At 59.0% G+C, this 15,283-nt stretch carries 13 protein-coding genes; 10 read left to right on the plus strand and 3 right to left on the minus strand.

Going from position 1 to position 15,283, the window contains the following annotated elements; translation table 11 throughout:
• Positions 1–91: 91 nt before the first annotated feature.
• The 5 genes from HMPREF2749_RS04405 to HMPREF2749_RS04425 all read left to right on the plus strand — a co-directional run bounded on the left by HMPREF2749_RS04405 (position 92) and on the right by HMPREF2749_RS04425 (position 5,652).
• Positions 92–793: a TetR/AcrR family transcriptional regulator gene (locus HMPREF2749_RS04405; protein ID WP_070593524.1), complete on the plus strand. Its 702-nt coding sequence runs from the start codon at positions 92–94 to the stop codon at positions 791–793.
• Positions 794–990: 197 nt separating this feature from the next.
• On the plus strand, positions 991–3,804 hold the full coding sequence (locus HMPREF2749_RS04410) for an MMPL family transporter (protein ID WP_070593525.1): 2,814 nt from the start codon (positions 991–993) through the stop codon (positions 3,802–3,804).
• 124 nt (positions 3,805–3,928) lie between these two features.
• A complete protein-coding gene (locus HMPREF2749_RS04415; protein ID WP_231840273.1) occupies positions 3,929–4,333 on the plus strand; it encodes a fluoride efflux transporter FluC in 405 nt (134 codons plus the stop codon).
• Positions 4,333–4,785 carry a fluoride efflux transporter FluC gene (locus HMPREF2749_RS04420; RefSeq protein ID WP_070593526.1) on the plus strand — a complete coding sequence of 151 codons (453 nt, stop codon included), beginning with the start codon at positions 4,333–4,335 and terminating at the stop codon, positions 4,783–4,785. The genes HMPREF2749_RS04415 and HMPREF2749_RS04420 overlap by 1 nt, the downstream gene beginning before the upstream one ends.
• A 225-nt stretch (positions 4,786–5,010) precedes the next feature.
• On the plus strand, positions 5,011–5,652 hold the full coding sequence (locus HMPREF2749_RS04425) for a VanZ family protein (RefSeq protein WP_070593527.1): 642 nt from the start codon (positions 5,011–5,013) through the stop codon (positions 5,650–5,652).
• A 194-nt stretch (positions 5,653–5,846) separates the two neighbouring features.
• Here the strand turns inward: HMPREF2749_RS04425 and HMPREF2749_RS04430 are convergent, their stop codons facing one another.
• The 3 genes from HMPREF2749_RS04430 to HMPREF2749_RS04440 all read right to left on the minus strand — a co-directional run bounded on the left by HMPREF2749_RS04430 (position 5,847) and on the right by HMPREF2749_RS04440 (position 9,253).
• Complete coding sequence (locus HMPREF2749_RS04430) at positions 5,847–6,854, minus strand: MIP/aquaporin family protein (protein ID WP_070593528.1); 1,008 nt, start codon at positions 6,852–6,854, stop codon at positions 5,847–5,849.
• Positions 6,855–7,349: 495 nt separating this feature from the next.
• Positions 7,350–8,579: an acetylornithine deacetylase gene (gene argE, locus HMPREF2749_RS04435; RefSeq protein ID WP_070593529.1), complete on the minus strand. Its 1,230-nt coding sequence runs from the start codon at positions 8,577–8,579 to the stop codon at positions 7,350–7,352.
• Between the two features lie 131 nt (positions 8,580–8,710).
• Positions 8,711–9,253, minus strand: coding sequence for a flavin reductase family protein (locus HMPREF2749_RS04440; RefSeq protein WP_049340082.1), 543 nt, complete (start codon positions 9,251–9,253; stop codon positions 8,711–8,713).
• Positions 9,254–9,635: 382 nt separating this feature from the next.
• On the opposite strand from HMPREF2749_RS04440, the gene HMPREF2749_RS04445 reads away from it, so the two are divergent.
• The 5 genes from HMPREF2749_RS04445 (at position 9,636) to HMPREF2749_RS04465 (ending at position 15,247) form a co-directional block, all read left to right on the plus strand.
• A complete protein-coding gene (locus HMPREF2749_RS04445; protein ID WP_070593530.1) occupies positions 9,636–11,636 on the plus strand; it encodes a DUF6541 family protein in 2,001 nt (666 codons plus the stop codon).
• A 196-nt stretch (positions 11,637–11,832) separates the two neighbouring features.
• Positions 11,833–12,576 (plus strand): glycosyltransferase family 2 protein, encoded by a 744-nt coding sequence (locus HMPREF2749_RS04450; RefSeq protein WP_049345957.1) that lies wholly within the window; start codon positions 11,833–11,835, stop codon positions 12,574–12,576.
• A gap of 2 nt (positions 12,577–12,578) precedes the next feature.
• Positions 12,579–12,962, plus strand: coding sequence for a DUF2304 domain-containing protein (locus tag HMPREF2749_RS04455; protein ID WP_049345954.1), 384 nt, complete (start codon positions 12,579–12,581; stop codon positions 12,960–12,962).
• A 54-nt stretch (positions 12,963–13,016) separates the two neighbouring features.
• Positions 13,017–13,892 (plus strand): glycosyltransferase family 2 protein, encoded by an 876-nt coding sequence (locus tag HMPREF2749_RS04460; protein WP_070593531.1) that lies wholly within the window; start codon positions 13,017–13,019, stop codon positions 13,890–13,892.
• 152 nt (positions 13,893–14,044) lie between these two features.
• On the plus strand, positions 14,045–15,247 hold the full coding sequence (locus HMPREF2749_RS04465; RefSeq protein WP_246823501.1) for a hypothetical protein: 1,203 nt from the start codon (positions 14,045–14,047) through the stop codon (positions 15,245–15,247).
• The last annotated feature ends 36 nt before the right edge of the window (positions 15,248–15,283 follow it).

The raw sequence follows: 15,283 nt of genomic DNA on the forward strand, positions 1-15,283 counted from the left end.
TTCAAGTTTATTACCCTGAGTGCAAATATGTGGTGAATCTAACCCCCCAAATAGTTACTCCCGGTGAAACATTGCGCGTATTGTAAAAAGCATGGCTAATCTTGTTGAATCCCCCGCAAACATCACGGACAAGCGTTCCGCCCGCAAGGCAGAGAACCGCATCGCAATCGTTGAGGCAGCAGAATCCCTCATCCTCGAGGGCGGCTACGGCGCCCTCAACGCAGAAGCACTCGCAGAACGCGCAGGCGTCTCCCGCCGCACCATCTTCAACCACTTCGCCTCCGTAGACGACGTACTGGTCACCCGCATGAACCAGTACTTCAACCGCATCTTCGAAGAATGTGACTTCACCATCTCCGGTGAAAACGCAAGCATGGAAGCCGAAATGCTTTCCATCGCCCGCAAGGTCTTCATGAGCAACACCCTCGAAGAGTACATCGCACCCTTCGCACACCTGCTCTACGCCCTCGAAATGGACAGCCCCGCGAAGTTCGAAGAATATTCGCACGTCATCCTCGAGCGCACCTACGACATCTTCCTTGAGCAGTACCTCGAGGCGTACCCCGACCTGCCCTACCTGCGCGTGGCAGTCTTCGCCTCCAACCTCTCCGAAACCATCGGTGAAGGCGTCTACTACTACCTCACCCGCGCTGAAGAAATGACCGCCAAGGTCGCAGCGGAAGCCCCTGAAGGCACCCACCCCGAAGCACTCGCCATTGAAGCAATGCGCCAGTGCGTACTCGAAGCACTCGACTACCTGGGTCGTCTGGTCCAGGGCGAATTCGCAAGCTAAGCCCCATAGCGTTAACGCTCAAACACTCTCGCTTCGGGCACCTCATCTGCAGGTGCCCGGGGCGGGGTGTTTTTTGCCCAAAAACAGGCAGTAGCGTTCGTAGTGTAGGGCAAAACTATTGGGTAAAACGGCAGGGCAAACACCACGCGCACCCAACACCCAAACTCTTCACTCACTTAACTTCAAAGGACTGAATCATGGCTACATGGCTCTACCGCATCGGTGAAGCTGCCGCCCGCCGCGCATGGGCTGTCATCCTCACCTGGGTACTCATCGTCGCCGGTGTAGCGGGTGCCTACACCGCGTTCCACGGCAAGCTCAGCAACACCTTCACCATGCCCGGAACGCAGACCCAGCAGCTCTCCGACGAGCTCGCCCAACGCTTCCCCAGTGCCAACCGCGGCTCCGGCCAGATTATTCTCACGACCGGTGACGGCACCGCCCTCACCGAAGAGCAGAAGCAGGCATTCTCCGCCGCACTGAGCGCACTGCCCAGCGAGGTGCCCTCCGTGGATGCGGTCACCGACCCGTTCACCACCACCTCCAAGCTTGCAGAAGCGAAAACCCAGCTCGACGAGGCGCACGCCAAGATTGACGCCGCCCCCTCCCAGATCGAGGACGGCAAAAAGCAGCTGAATGCCGCCACCTCGCAGCTTGAGGGCGGCATGAAGCAGATTGCCGACAACGAGAAGAAGCTCGACGACTCGCAGGAGCAGATTACCGCAGGTCGAAAGCAGCTGGACGACGCGCAGAAGCAGTTGGACGATGCGCAGGCACAGCTGAAGGACGGCTACGCCCAGGCGGAGGCGGCAGGCTCACCCGCCGCCATGATGGAGCAGCTCAACACCCAGCAGGCGCAGCTGACCGAGCAGCAGAACGCGCTCAATCAGCAGCGCGACACTCTCGCCGAGAGTCAGAAGCAGGTTGACGCGGGTCGCGCAGAAATCGCCTCCAAGAAGGACGAGCTGGCTGAGGGCAAGAAGAAGCTGGACGAGCAGCGCAACCAGCTGCAGAAGACCGAAAACGACCTGCCGGCACAGCGTGAGCAGCTGGAGCGTCAGCAGAAGCTCTACGACTTCACCTCCGGCTACCGTATGGTCTCTGAGGATCAGTCCACGGCGATTGCGACTGTCTCGTTTAAGAAGAAGATTTACGAGGTGCCGTCCGCCGAATTGCAGAAGGTCATGTCCGACATTGAGTCGGCGAACTTGCACGGGGCGACCGTACAGTTCGACGCGAACCTGAGTGAATCCGCGATTGGTGGTGGCTCGCACACCGGTGAGGTTGCGGGTATGGCCATCGCCTTCATCGTGCTGATGGTTATGCTCGGCACCCTCGTGGCTGCCGGCCTGCCGATTCTCATGTCTTTGGTGGGCGTGGTGGTGGGTGTGCTCGGCACGCTCTCCCTCTCGTCCGTCGTGGAGATGAGCTCCACCGCCTACACCCTGGGCCTGATGCTCGGCCTGGCAGTCGGTATCGACTATTCGCTGTTCATTCTGAACCGCTACCGAACGAACCTGCTGGACGGCATGCCGAAGGTCCAGGCGATTGCCCTGGCGAACGGCACGAGCGGTAACGCCGTGATTTTTGCGGCGAGCACCGTGATTATTGCGCTCGTGGCGCTGAACGTGACCGGTATTCCCTTCCTGGGCGTGATGGGTAATGCCGCCGCTTTCTGCGTGGTTGTTGCCGCCCTGATTGCGGTGACTCTCACCCCGGCGGTGCTGTCCCTGGCGGGTACCAAGATTATGTCTAAGAAGCTGTGGGCTTCCATCGATACCCCGCAGAAGATTGCGGAACGCCGCGTGCAGGATGCCGAACGCACCGAGAAGCCGAACGGTTGGTTGCGCCTCGTGCTGGCGCGTCCGCTACTGACCCTGGTGGTGGGTACGCTGGCGCTGCTGGCGGTTGCCGCCCCCATGTCTCAGATGCGCCTGGGTCTGCCGGACGCCTCGAACTACCCCTCCGATAGCGCCGCGTACAAGTCGTATGCGCTGGTCAAGGACAAGTTCGGTGAGGGTATGAGTGCCCCGCTGGTTGCGGTCGCGCACACCCCCGCGAATATGAGCGAGGAGCAGGCTCAGCAGGCGCAGATTGATATCGCCTCTGCGGTCAAGGAACGCGGCGGCGCGAACGTGCAGGCTGTGGTTCCCGGCGGTATGACTGATGACCGTACCCTGATGATTTTCCAGGTGATTCCTGCCCACAGTGCAAGCTCCGTGGAGACTGAAGAGCTCGTCCACGAGCTGCGCGCCGTGACCGTTCCGGTTCAGGGCTCTGAGGTGTCTCTCGGTATTGCGGGTCAGACCAGCGGCAATATTGACGTCTCCGAGGTGCTCGCGCAGAAGCTGCCCCTGTACCTGGGCGTGGTGATGGGCCTGTCCTTCCTGGTGCTGATCCTGGTGTTTCGTTCGATTATGGTTCCGCTGGTTGCCTCAGTGGGCTTCCTCTTCTCGGTGCTGGCGAGCTTCGGTGCCGTGGTGTCGATTTACCAGTTGGGCTTCATGAGTTCCCTCTTTGGCGTGGACCATCCGGGTCCGGTGTTGTCCTTCTTGCCGACCCTGCTCATCGGTATTCTTTTCGGTCTTGCGATGGATTACCAGATGTTCTTGGTGACCGGCATGCGTGAAGCGTACGTGCACGGCAAGGATGCGGCGACCGCCATTGTGAGCGGCTACAACCATGCGGTGCGTGTGGTGGTGGCTGCCGCGATCATCATGATTTCGGTGTTTGGCGGCTTCATCTTTGCTGATTCGACGATGATCCGCCCGATGGGCTTTGGTTTGGCGTTCGGTGTGCTCGTGGATGCGTTCATTGTGCGCATGACGCTGACCCCGGCGATTATGGCTCTGCTGGGCGATAAGGCGTGGTGGATGCCTAAGTGGCTGGATCGCCTCACTCCGAATATGGATGTTGAGGGCGCCGCTCTGAGCGAGAAGATGAGCGAGAATATTCAGCACGAGCGTGAGTCTGCTGCCGCCGACTCGGGTGGCAAGCTCGGGTCAGAGTAAAGTATTAGTGTGCGTTTGTGCGCCACGGCGCACTCTGAAGACTAATACGAGATGAAAGGGCAGGTGCACGGCGATGAGGAACCGCGCGAGTATCCGACAGTGGATAGGAGGCGTTCTGAGCCGTGTGCCTGCCCCTTTTCTTGTCTTTTTGGGAGGCGGTACGGGGGCGCTGTGCCGCGTGTACACTCCCGGCGGCGTGCTGGTGGCGAACCTGCTGGGTTCGTTCACGCTGGGCCTGCTGACGATGGTGTGGAACGCCTACGCGCGCCGTGACGGTGAGGAGCGGATTCATTCGTTCCGTCTGCTTTTTGGTGCTGGCATGATGGGCGGCTATACGACGTATTCGTCGATTGCGGCGGTTTTGGCACAGACGATTTTTCTGCCGTACACCATCAACTACACGTACATGATGCTGGCTGTGGCAGTGCTGTTGGTGGGTGGTTTGGTTGCCGCCGCGGCTGGCATGCTGACGGGTCGTTTTGTGGCGTCCCGCCTGGTGCCCGCTCGTGATGTTGAGGAGGGCCGCTAATGTTTTTTGCTCTGATGGTTTTCCTGTGCGGCGGTTTGGGTGCGATGAATCGCTTCTTCTTGGATAAGGCGATGTCGCCTCGCCTGCGTACGGAGTCGTCGATTATTAGCCCGGTGTTCGTGATTAACCTGGTGGGCTCGTTCCTGTACGGCCTGCTGATTATGCCGGTGTCTAATCCTCGCGCGCTGGGCGTTCACTATAACGCCACGGATCAGGTGGCGTTCTGGTGCACGGTGATTACGACCGGTCTGCTGGGTGGGTTTACGACGTTTTCGACCGCCATGGTGGAGGCGCTGACCGCCCGCTCTGAGGGCAAGATGGTGAAGTTCCTGATGCTGTGGCTGGTGCAGGTTGTGGGCGCGATGGTGGCAGCTCTGGCGGGTGCGCTCTTGTTTGTGTTGCTGTTTGGTCGGTATATTGCGCCGGTGTTCCCGCCGGATGTTCTGTACTGACGGCGCCGGCTGTGGTGGTTCTCATGCCATGTTTGGGTACGTGTACAGCTTTTTCACAGTTTCGCCTAGGGTGAGCCATAGAGCGGTCTTTTACACTGGTGGTGAACGATATGCGGCGGGTATGAACGGTAATCCGCTATATACCACCAAGAATATATGTTAGAACAGGCATATATACAGGTGGGGTTCATATAACTCACTCTCACGACCTAAGGAACACACGGCATGCAGGAACTGCTCAGTAAACACATGATTGGCACCTTCGCCATCGAGATTGCGGCGCTTACTGTCGCGCTCTCCATCATCGGATTTATTGGTATGCGCCTGCGCGCCAAGAAGACCGGTCGAGCGCACAGCATCCACCAGTACTTGTTAACCGCGTCCTTTGCACTGTTCCTTGCTTCTATTCTTTCTCTGACGCTGACCCCGATTGGCTCTTCCAATAGCGTCACGAACCCCGAGCTGTACTACCCGCGTTTCTACGTGGGCTGGAGCTGGCAGCAGGCATGGGATTTGACTGCCGGTATGGGTCTGCGCCGCTTCGCAACGACCGTGTATGCGCAGCTTTTCTTCAATGTCGCCATGTTCATCCCCTTGGGCTTCTTTACTGCGGGCTGCCTGCGCTGGGGTCTGCGCGCCACGGCGCTGAGTGGCTTCGCGCTGTCGAGCTTCATTGAGTTGAGCCAGCTGACCGGCAACTGGGGTCTGGCGGGCTTCACCTACCGCACCTTTGATGTGGATGACATTGTGAATAATACTGCTGGCGCGGTCCTGGGTGCGGTCTGCATCTGGGTGGTACGCGCGATTCAGAAGCGCCGCGCGGCTAAGCATGACCGGGCGCTGGCAATGGCTACCGCCGCTGCATAGGAGCTTCTGAAAGTCCCCATGTCCCTGCCGTGAGGTAGACGCAGTGAACCCCTCATTTTCATAACCTGACTCATGTTGTGCAGGTTATGAAAATGAGGGGTTCGCTGTTTTTAGATGAAACCTCGCCGGATAAATCTATTCAGATAAACCCGGCTCGATGAAACCCTAGACAGGGAAGTTCTCGGGCGGGAAGACTACTCGTCCTCGGTCAGCCGGTTCACGACGCGGGTGCTACGGTTGCCCTTCACCTCTTCGGGGAGCAGAATCGGCATGGAACCGGTCGGAGTGTAGGTTGCCGCGCGTGCCGCCGCGGTAGCGTGGGTGTCCTCAAACTCGGGGATGACCTCGGCGCTGGGTGCGCGGTACAGGTGGCTGTTGGCCCACCACGCGAAGAGCAGGACCGCAATCGCCAGAGCGCTGGAGACGAACAGCCACGGGCTGACCTGACCCTCGTAGTAGAGCTTGAAGAATGCGCCACCCATGAAACCGCCGGCAATCGGGCCGCAGATCGGAACCCATGCGTAGAACCAGCGTGAGGTGCCCTTATCGTGGATGGGCAACAGGGCGTGCATGAGGCGCGGACCGAAGTCACGGGCGGGGTTCAGTGCGTAGCCGGTCTGACCGCCCAGACCGATGACGAGCACGGTGACCATGAAGCCGAAGGCGAGGGGCTTGAGCACGTCGTTGAGGTTGAGAGAGAGTTCCACACCGCCGCTGATGGACGGCTTGAAGTTCACGCCGGTGTACAGTGCCGAGAAGACCAGCATGAACGTGCCAATCATTTCGGAGAGGGCGTTGGTGAAGTAGTTGTGAATAGCGGGGACGGTGCCGAAAACGCCGAGCTTAATCTTCTTGTCGGCGGTTGCTTTCCAGTGCGGCAGGTAGTTGAGGTAGACCAGTCCGGCGCCGACCATTGCGCCGAGGACCTGGGCGATGATGTAGCCGGGGACCTTGTCCCAGGAGAATTCACCGAAGGCTGCCAGGCCGATGGACACGGCGGGGTTGAGGTGGCCGCCGGAGTAGGCGTGGGAGGCATAGACGCCGAAGGTGACGGCGAAACCCCAGCCGAAGGCGATGGTGAAGAAGTTGTCGCCGTGGCCTTTGGATCGGCGAAGTTCGACGTTGGCGATGACGCCGCAGCCGATGGTGCACATGATGAGCGTGCCGAGGAATTCGGCGAGGTAGGGGCTGATGGTGTACACGGGGTGTCCTTCAGGTAGTGAACTGCGGGTGGTAAACCGGGATTCGGTCGGGTGCGCAGTGCCGAGCGTGAGGGAGGTGTGGTTTTGTGTGGGGTTATGCCGCCCGAGTGGCGTGTTTAAACCTTTGGCATCTATGGAACCCTGAATGCCCTAGAAGGGCAATACTTTTGTGTTATTTCACCCTTAGACATAAGCGGTTTTTCGGGTTTTTCGTTTAAAAATAAATGTGGCGAATGAGGGGAAAATCGGTCATAGTCCACACCTTGGACTCATTCCATAAACTCGCGGTTGAACCCATGGAGAAACTCACGAATAAACCCGCGATCAAACCAACACTCACCCCCGCCATCAGCACCCGCCCACACCACTTGCCATCAGCATAAAAATGCCCGGGCACCTCACGGGGTACCCGGGCAGTTTCTGTAATTTTTATGCGGCTCTAACTGCGGCTCTTGCGAACCGCGGTGGACTGGCTGTTACGCCGCTACACGGCTACTACTTGGCGCTCGCCCAGTCGAGAATCGCCTCGAAGAAGCGCTCGCATTCGCTCAGCTGCTCCAGCTCAATCCACTCGTTCGGGGAGTGCGCCTGGGCAATATCGCCGGGGCCGCAAATGATGCTCTGCACGCCGGCGCGCTGGAACTGGCCCGCTTCGGTGCCGTAAGTGACCTTCTGCGGTGCGTCATTGGTGCCCAGCCACTCGTGGGCGAGGTGCACGATGGGTGCGTCGTCCTCGGTACCCAGGCCCGGCACGGCTGCGAGCAGTTCGTGCTTCACACCCACGCGGGAGGTGAGGCTACCGGGCTCCGCGCCGGTCAGCTTCTCCGCGCGTGCGGCGCGTGCCTGCAGATCGGGCAGAATCACCTCGGAAATCTCGCGGTCAATGCGCTCCACGAAGGACTCGGTAGTCACCTGCGGCAGGGTGCGCACATCGTACTCCACGACCGCCTGCTCGGCGACGATGTTGTACTGCAGGCCGCCGTTTGCCAGGTTCACGCTACCGGTGGAGTGGGGGATGATGAACGACTCGTCGTAGGGACCTTCTTCTTCCCACTGGTCCGCCATATCGGTGAAGAAGGTGATGAACTCGCCAGCGGCAGCAACCGCGTTCACGCCGTGGGTGGCGAGGGAACCGTGCTTGGGCACGCCGGTGAAGGTGACGCGGCCGCGGTGCGCGCCCTTGTGCGCGTCGATGATGCGCATGCTGGAGGGCTCACCCACAATCGCGTAGTCGGGGGCGAGGTCGCGCGCCACGAACTCCTCGATGAGGGAGGGTGCACCGACGCAGCCGATTTCCTCGTCGTAGGAGAACGCGAAGTGCAGGGGAGTGCGCAGCTTCGCCTCGGCAACGCGCGGCAGCAGCCAGAGGGCGACTGCGAGGAAGCCCTTCATATCGCAGACACCGCGGCCGTAGGCGCGGGTACCCTCCACGCGCAGGGTGAACGGGTCGGCGTCCCAGTCCTGACCGGCGACGGGCACGACGTCCGTGTGGCCGGAGAGAATAACACCGCCGCGGGTGGTGCCGTCCGCTGCGGGGACGGTGACCAGCAGGTTGGCGCGGGTGCCGTCCTCGTTGTAGGTGCGCACGCCGCTGTAACCGTAGCGGGCGAACTCGGCTTCGATGAGCTCAATGAGTTCCAGGTTGGAGCTGCCGGAGATGGTGGGAATCGCGATGAGCTTTTCGAGCCAGGGGAGGGAAGCGGGCTGGGTGGTCTGAGCCGTCATAACTATTCCTTCTGCAATGTAATGCTGTGCGCTGTCATGTGCCGCGTGCGCTGTTATGTTCAGGGTACGCCGCGGGGCGGCATTCGTCGCCTCATGGTCGTCGAATACCGCCCCGTGACCCCTGCGCGGGGTTAGATGCTGTAGTTGTTCACGTTGGAGTGGTCGCCCAGCGCGTGGAAGTTGCGCGAGTGGTAGACCAGCGGGGTGCCTTCGCAGTCGTTGCGGATGAACTCTTCAACCTGCGCGGTGAAGACGAGTGCGGGGCCTGCCTCAACGCGGCTGAGCGGGGTTGCGCGCAGTACGCGGCGCACGCCGTGGACGAGGGGCTCACCGGTGTGGACGAATTCCCAGGTGCTGGGGTCCTCAAAGCGGGGGTAGTCGTGGGTTGCGAAGTTCTTCGCGAGGGTGACATTCTCAGCGTCGAGCATGTGCACGAGGAAGGAGGAAGCAGCCGCGATCTTTGCTGCGGAGCCGCTGTTTGCCTTGAGGGAGAAGGCGATGATGGGCGGTTCTGCGGCGACGGAGGTCAGCGAGGAGGCGGTGAAGCCTGCGGGTTCGCCGTTTTCGTCGGTGGCGGTGATGATGGCAACGCCGGCGGGCTGGTGGCCGAAGGCGAGCTTGAACTGCTCGGAGGTGTCGGCGATGGGTGCCTGTGCTGCAATGGTTTCGGTCATGATCGACCCTTTCTTCTGCGGCTGCGTTTGAGGGGTCGTCCAGATGTGTATGCGTTGGGCGACCCTTTGTTAAGGGGAGATATGTTTCAGAGTAAAGCTAATGGGTGCTGAACACCTTATTTATTGCCCTATGTTTCTTAGGTGCACCTTTCATGACGTAGGGCGTGAAATATTACGTCATATTCTTCGTCATATGGGAGCTTCACACAGACAGCCCAACCAGCGCCCTGCAACACATGATTGAGGTGCTATCCCTCTCTCTTCTGGGGGTTTTGCGGGGGTGAAGAGGGCTCTAGGGTATCCTTGCTTGGTACGCGAAAGCGCACCGCGCCCCGTATTTGAGGGGTTTTTCGGTGCGTGAACTGTGGGGAGAAGAGGGTTAATGAGCTGGTTGGCAACTATTCCGCTGCTACTTTTTGCGGTCGTGTTGGCTTTTGGTCCCGGCTATGCGATGGGCTGGGCGTTGCGTGTTCCTGTGCGTCTGCGTGTTTTTTATGCGCCGCTGCTGACTTTTGCCCTGGTGGCTGTCTCTGCGATTGTGCTGGGTAAGACCGGCATTCCGTGGAGCCTGATTTCTTTTGTGCCGGTCGCTGCCGTGATGGTGGCTGTGGCTGCTGGTCTCATGTGGCTGGTGGGCCGCCGCTGGCCTGCCCTGACCTCTGCGGCTTGGCCGGGTAACGATGTTCCGGTGACCTGGCCCGTGATGGGTGCGGTGCTGGGCGGGTTCCTGGTGACGCATATGACCGAGGACATGGTGTATGGTCCGGAGGCGTTCTCGCAGAGCCTGGATAATTCCTTCCATATGAATGCGATTCGCTGGATTCAGGAGCACGGCGATGCCTCCAGCCTGACCCTTGGAGCAGTCGCTGCTGCGAACCAGGAGCCGACGTTTTACCCGGCGGGTTGGCACGATTTTGTGTCCCTGATTTATAGCACCACGGGTACGAGTATTGCGACCGCCACCATTGTGACCGTGCTACTGGCTTCCGGCATTTTGTGGCCCTGCTCGCTGGTGGCGCTGAGCCTGAGCATCCCGAAGCTGCGCCGCCTGCAGGCCCTAGCTATTCCGGCGATGATTTGCGGTTTTGCGGCTTTCCCGGGCCTGCTACTGCGCTGGGGTGTGCTTTTCCCGAACCTGCTGGGCTATGCCCTGCTACCTTCATTTGTGGCACTCATGGTGTACCTGGTACAGGTGATGGTACGCCGCGAGTATTCGGCATCCCTATCGCTGGGTTTAGCCTCCCTGGTGGGTCTTGCGGGTCTGGCGCTGGTGCATCCGAATGCGGTGGTTTCTGCCGCAGCCTTTGCTGTACCCCTGCTACTGGCTGGTGTGGCGCAGGTCCTGCGTTCGCATGAGTTGATTGCTCGACAGAAATGGGTGGGTTCCATCCTGCTACTGGCTTTCCTGGCTGGTTGTGTAGGGGCCTGGCGTGTATTACGTCCCGCTGAGTTTGCAAGTAATACTTGGTCGCCGATTCTGACCGAGGGTGAGGCCCTCTATCAGTTCCTCTTCCTGGGCCTGGAGAATGGTAATCAGCTGGGTGATAAGTTTAATCCCTCCTACTTGGCGGGTTTCCTGGTTCTGTGGGGTGTGGGGTACCTGCTGTACAAGCGCCGTAACCTGTGGCTGATTGCCAGCTGGGGGCTGATTGGTTACCTGTGGATTGTATCCGCCTCGGTGCCGCGCGGTGAGTTCCGCCTGCTGATGGTGGGCCCCTGGTACACCGACCACTTCCGCCTGGCGGCTCTGGTGGTATTCCCCTCAGTGATCCTAGCTGGTATCGGCTTGGGTGGCTTCGTAGAAGGTCTGCTTACCTGGGTTGCGCGCCGAGCACCACGCCCGGCACGCTTGAAGGTTGCGACCATCGGCATGGGTGTCGCGATGATCCTGGTACTGGTAGTTGCTGGTCTTTCTTCGCGTGTTCCTTCGGTGCAGGAGACGACCCAGGCGGTCTCTCGTGAATACCGCCTGACCCCGACCTCTGTGGTGTTGAATCAGGACGAGATGAACGTCATTAATGAAATCCCGAAGATCGTACCGAAGGACGATGTGATCGTGAATAACCCCTGGGACGGTAGCGCCTATATTTACGCGCTGGCGGATCGTCACCTGACGGGATACCACTTCGAGTTTGAGACCTCACCCAAGTACTCGGCGATTATGCACAACCTCAAGGACGCTCGTACAAACCCGGAGGTGTGCCGCGAAGTGAACGAGTACAAGGCCCACTGGTACGTTCACCTGGAGAACCAGCTGAACTTCGGCCCGGACGCCCAGAAAAACTACGACGACCTCGTGGCTGCTATCGATACGGATGTTCTGACTCCGGTGTACTCCTCGGGTCCGATGACTCTGTACCGTATTAGCGCGTGCGATAACTAATGCGATAACTAAACGGTGCCTCAGCGCTCCTACGGGGGTGCACGCATCTGCAGAAATTCGTGCAGTGGTCTGCATTCTGGCGCTAAATCTGAGATACTGCGGAACCACTGATATGATGAAAGTCGGTATGTCTACTAGGGCATGCCGGCTTTCACACGCACGGTAAGACACATTCGTTAGGAGGGGTAGCTGCCCTATGGGTTCTCCCACATCGCCTCTTACCCCCCACACGTATCCTCGTACGCTGGTGATTATGCCCGCCTGGAACGAGGAAGAAGCACTGCCCGGCACTATTACTGAGCTGCAGGAGACGGTGCCCTTCGTGGACCTGGTGGTGGTCAATGACGGCTCCACCGACAACACCTCCGCTGTGGCTCGTGAGGCGGGTGCTTTTGTGATTGACCTGCCCTACAACATGGGCGTGGGTGCCGCCATGCGCACCGGCTACAAGTACGCGCAGCGCATGGGTTACGACTACGCCATGCAGGTGGATTCGGATGGTCAGCACCACCCCGAAAGTATCCCCACGCTGATTGAGGCAATCAAGGACTACGATATTGTAATTGGTTCCCGCTTTGCGGAGGGGGCTGCCGACTATGAGGTGTCAGGTCCACGCAAGTGGGCGATGGGCCTGCTATCGTTCCTGTTCACCCGCTCGGCGGGCACCCCGTTCACGGACGTGACCAGCGGCTTTAAGATTGCTAACCGCCGCGGCATCGACTTCTACTGCCGCAACCTGCCCGCCGAATATTTGGGCGACACAATCGACATCACCGCCATGGCTATTAACAATGGCTTGAAGGTGCGTCAGGTGCCGGTGAATATGCGTGAACGTCAGGGAGGTACCCCCTCCTCCGGTCCGCTGAAGTCTGCTGTCTATCTGGTTCGTTCACTGTTTGCCTACGGCATTTCGGTGAGCCGCCGCCCCGAGGAGAAGTAATCATGAGCGCGAGTGTTTTTTTCCTCATTCTGTCCGTACTGGTGTGTGCCTTTGTGATTGTGCAGGTGCGTCACCAGCGCATGAAGGAGCGGTACGCCGCCCTGTGGCTGATTATCGGCGCGGTCATTATCGTGCTGGGCGCTTTCCCGAGTCTGCTAAACGGTGTGGCGGACTTTGTGGGTGTTGCCCTGCCGGTGAACCTGTTGTTCCTGCTGTCGATTCTTTTGCTCATGGGCGTCAGTATTCACCTGACCCTGGAGCTGTCGCGCCTGTCGGAGAAGACCCGTATCCTGGCTGAGGAAGTCGCCATTTTGAAGGCGCTTCAGGAGCAGCCGGAGGGTGCATCTGGCTTAGGCCGTAAATCCTCTGCACGGGGCGAGCAGTAGGAACCATAATTTTCTTTTAGTATTTTTTACCCCTTTGACCTGGAGTAATACCTTATGACCGTTGATATTCTGTTCCCCTACTACGGCGACGTCGCCATGATGAAGCAGGCTGTACTGTCTGTGGTCGGTCAGACCAACCCGGACTGGCGCCTGATTGTTGTCGATGATGGCTACCCGGACGACTCGATTCCTGGCTGGTTCGAGTCGCTGAAGGACGAGCGCATCACCTACATGCGTAATGAAACCAACCTGGGTGCGAACGCGAACTACCGCAAGTGCCTGACCTTCGTGGAGAACGAACTGGTCACCGTCATGGGTGCTGACGACGTCATGCTCCCCAACTACGTGCAGTGGCTCGTGGATGCAGCGGCTAAGCACCCCGAGGCGTCCATTTTCCAGCCCGGCGTGGTCGTGATTGATGACAACAACGGCCTGTCGAACACTCTGGTGGAGCAGACTAAGGCGTTCTACCGTCCCAAGGGTGAGGCTGTTCTGCAGGGTGAGGAGCTGGCTACCTCCCTGCTACGCGGCGCGTGGTTCTACTTCCCGTCCCTGGGTTGGCGTAAGGACGCTATCGTGGGCACCGGCTTCCGTGAGGGCCTGAACGTTATCCAGGACATGGCGCTGATTCTCGACATTACGATGCGCGGCGGCTCCCTGTACTACGACCCGCAGATTGCGTTCATGTACCGCCGTCACGGTGGTTCTGACTCGTCTTGGCGGGCCCTTGAGGGTACCCGCTTTGAGGAGGAGCGCCGCTACTACAACACCATGGTTGAAGAGATGACTGCCCTGGGTTGGACGAAGGCTGCCCGCGTGGCTCGTATTCGCTTCTCTTCGCGTGCTCACGCGCTGACTCTGCTACCGAAGGCGGCTCTGGCGAAGAAGTGGCAGGGTGTTAAGAACCTTGCCGAGCACGTCGTAAAGTAAAGACTTCAATTCTATAGGTGCGACCAGTAGAGAACGGAGATAGCGTGGAATCATCGGCAGAGTCCCAGCCGAAGAAAATGACTCGTGGTCATTCGATGGCAATTTTGGGATCGTCCGGTTTAGCTGCACTATCTTCTCTAGGAATTACCGTTGTGGTGAAACGGTTTCTGGAGGGCGAAAGCCTGACGGAGTTCCTTCTCTTCTGGTCGCTTCTTTTTGCCCTCTACGGTGTGGTGGTAGGTATCCAGCAGGAAGCTACCCGCGCTGTGGGTACTGCACGCCGCGACGGTAAAACTGGTGCACGTATTGCACCCGTGGGTGCTCTAGTGGGTCTTGTTGTGGGCGGGTTGACCTTAGCGACGAGCCCTCTGTGGGCTCCTGCCCAGATTCCTTTGAGTGGGTTTAGCGGTGTGCTGCTCCTGAGTGCCGGTGTGGCCCTCTACGCCATGCACATGACTCTCTATGGTGCGTCTGCTGGCCAGGAAAGCTGGTACCTCTTCGCGAGTGTGTCGGGGTTCGACGCTATTTGGCGTATCGTAGCTATCTGTGCGGTCGGTCTGGTCTCTGCACATCTCATCGGTCTTGAAGCCGCAGCGGTTTCTCCGGTACTTCTGTGGCTGCTGATGGTGCTTCTGCTTCCAGAAGCTCGGCGAGTTTTTAGCTCTCGTGCGGATGTTTCCTCGGGCCGTCTGCTGTATAACTACACGCTGTCGATGGGGTCGTCGACTGCTAATGCGGTTCTTATGATGGGCTTGCCGCTTCTGCTGAACGTTAGCATCGATTCAAACGACCCGCTACAACAGGTTATTTTGGCGGTTCTGATTCTGGCGATTTCGATTACGCGCTCGCCGATTATGATTCCTTTGCAGGCTTTTCAGGGCGTGGCGGTGTCTGCTTTCTTGAAGCAACAGAATCATCCGTTGCGTGCTTTTGCGAAGCCTGCTGGTGCACTGTTGGGTGTGGGTCTTGTGGGCGCTGCGGCGGCTTACGTGCTGGGGCCGTGGCTGTTTGGTCTGCTTTATCCGCCGAAGCCTTCAGAGGTTGAAGCATACGCTCAGGTGGTGACTTCTCCGGTGCTTGCACTTCTGGTGTTTGCTTCTGCTTTCCTGGCGCTTCTGGTGCTGTCAGGGTCGCTGGTGATTGCATTGAATATGCACCGTTCGTATGTGGCCGGTTGGGTGCTGGCGGCTGCGGTTGCTTGTGTGGTGGCGGTGTCGCCGTTGCCTCTTCTGACTCGCACTCTTCTTGCCCTGTATGCGGGGCCGACGCTTGGCCTGCTAGTACATTTGGGTGCGATGGTGTGGCAGGCGCGTTCTGTGTCGAATAGCGGCAACGCTGAGCTGGAGAATATTTAATAAATAAATGATGAGGGGTTGAGCAAACGAATAGTT

The organism is Rothia sp. HMSC075F09, from assembly GCF_001810515.1.
GTDB lineage: Bacteria > Actinomycetota > Actinomycetes > Actinomycetales > Micrococcaceae > Rothia.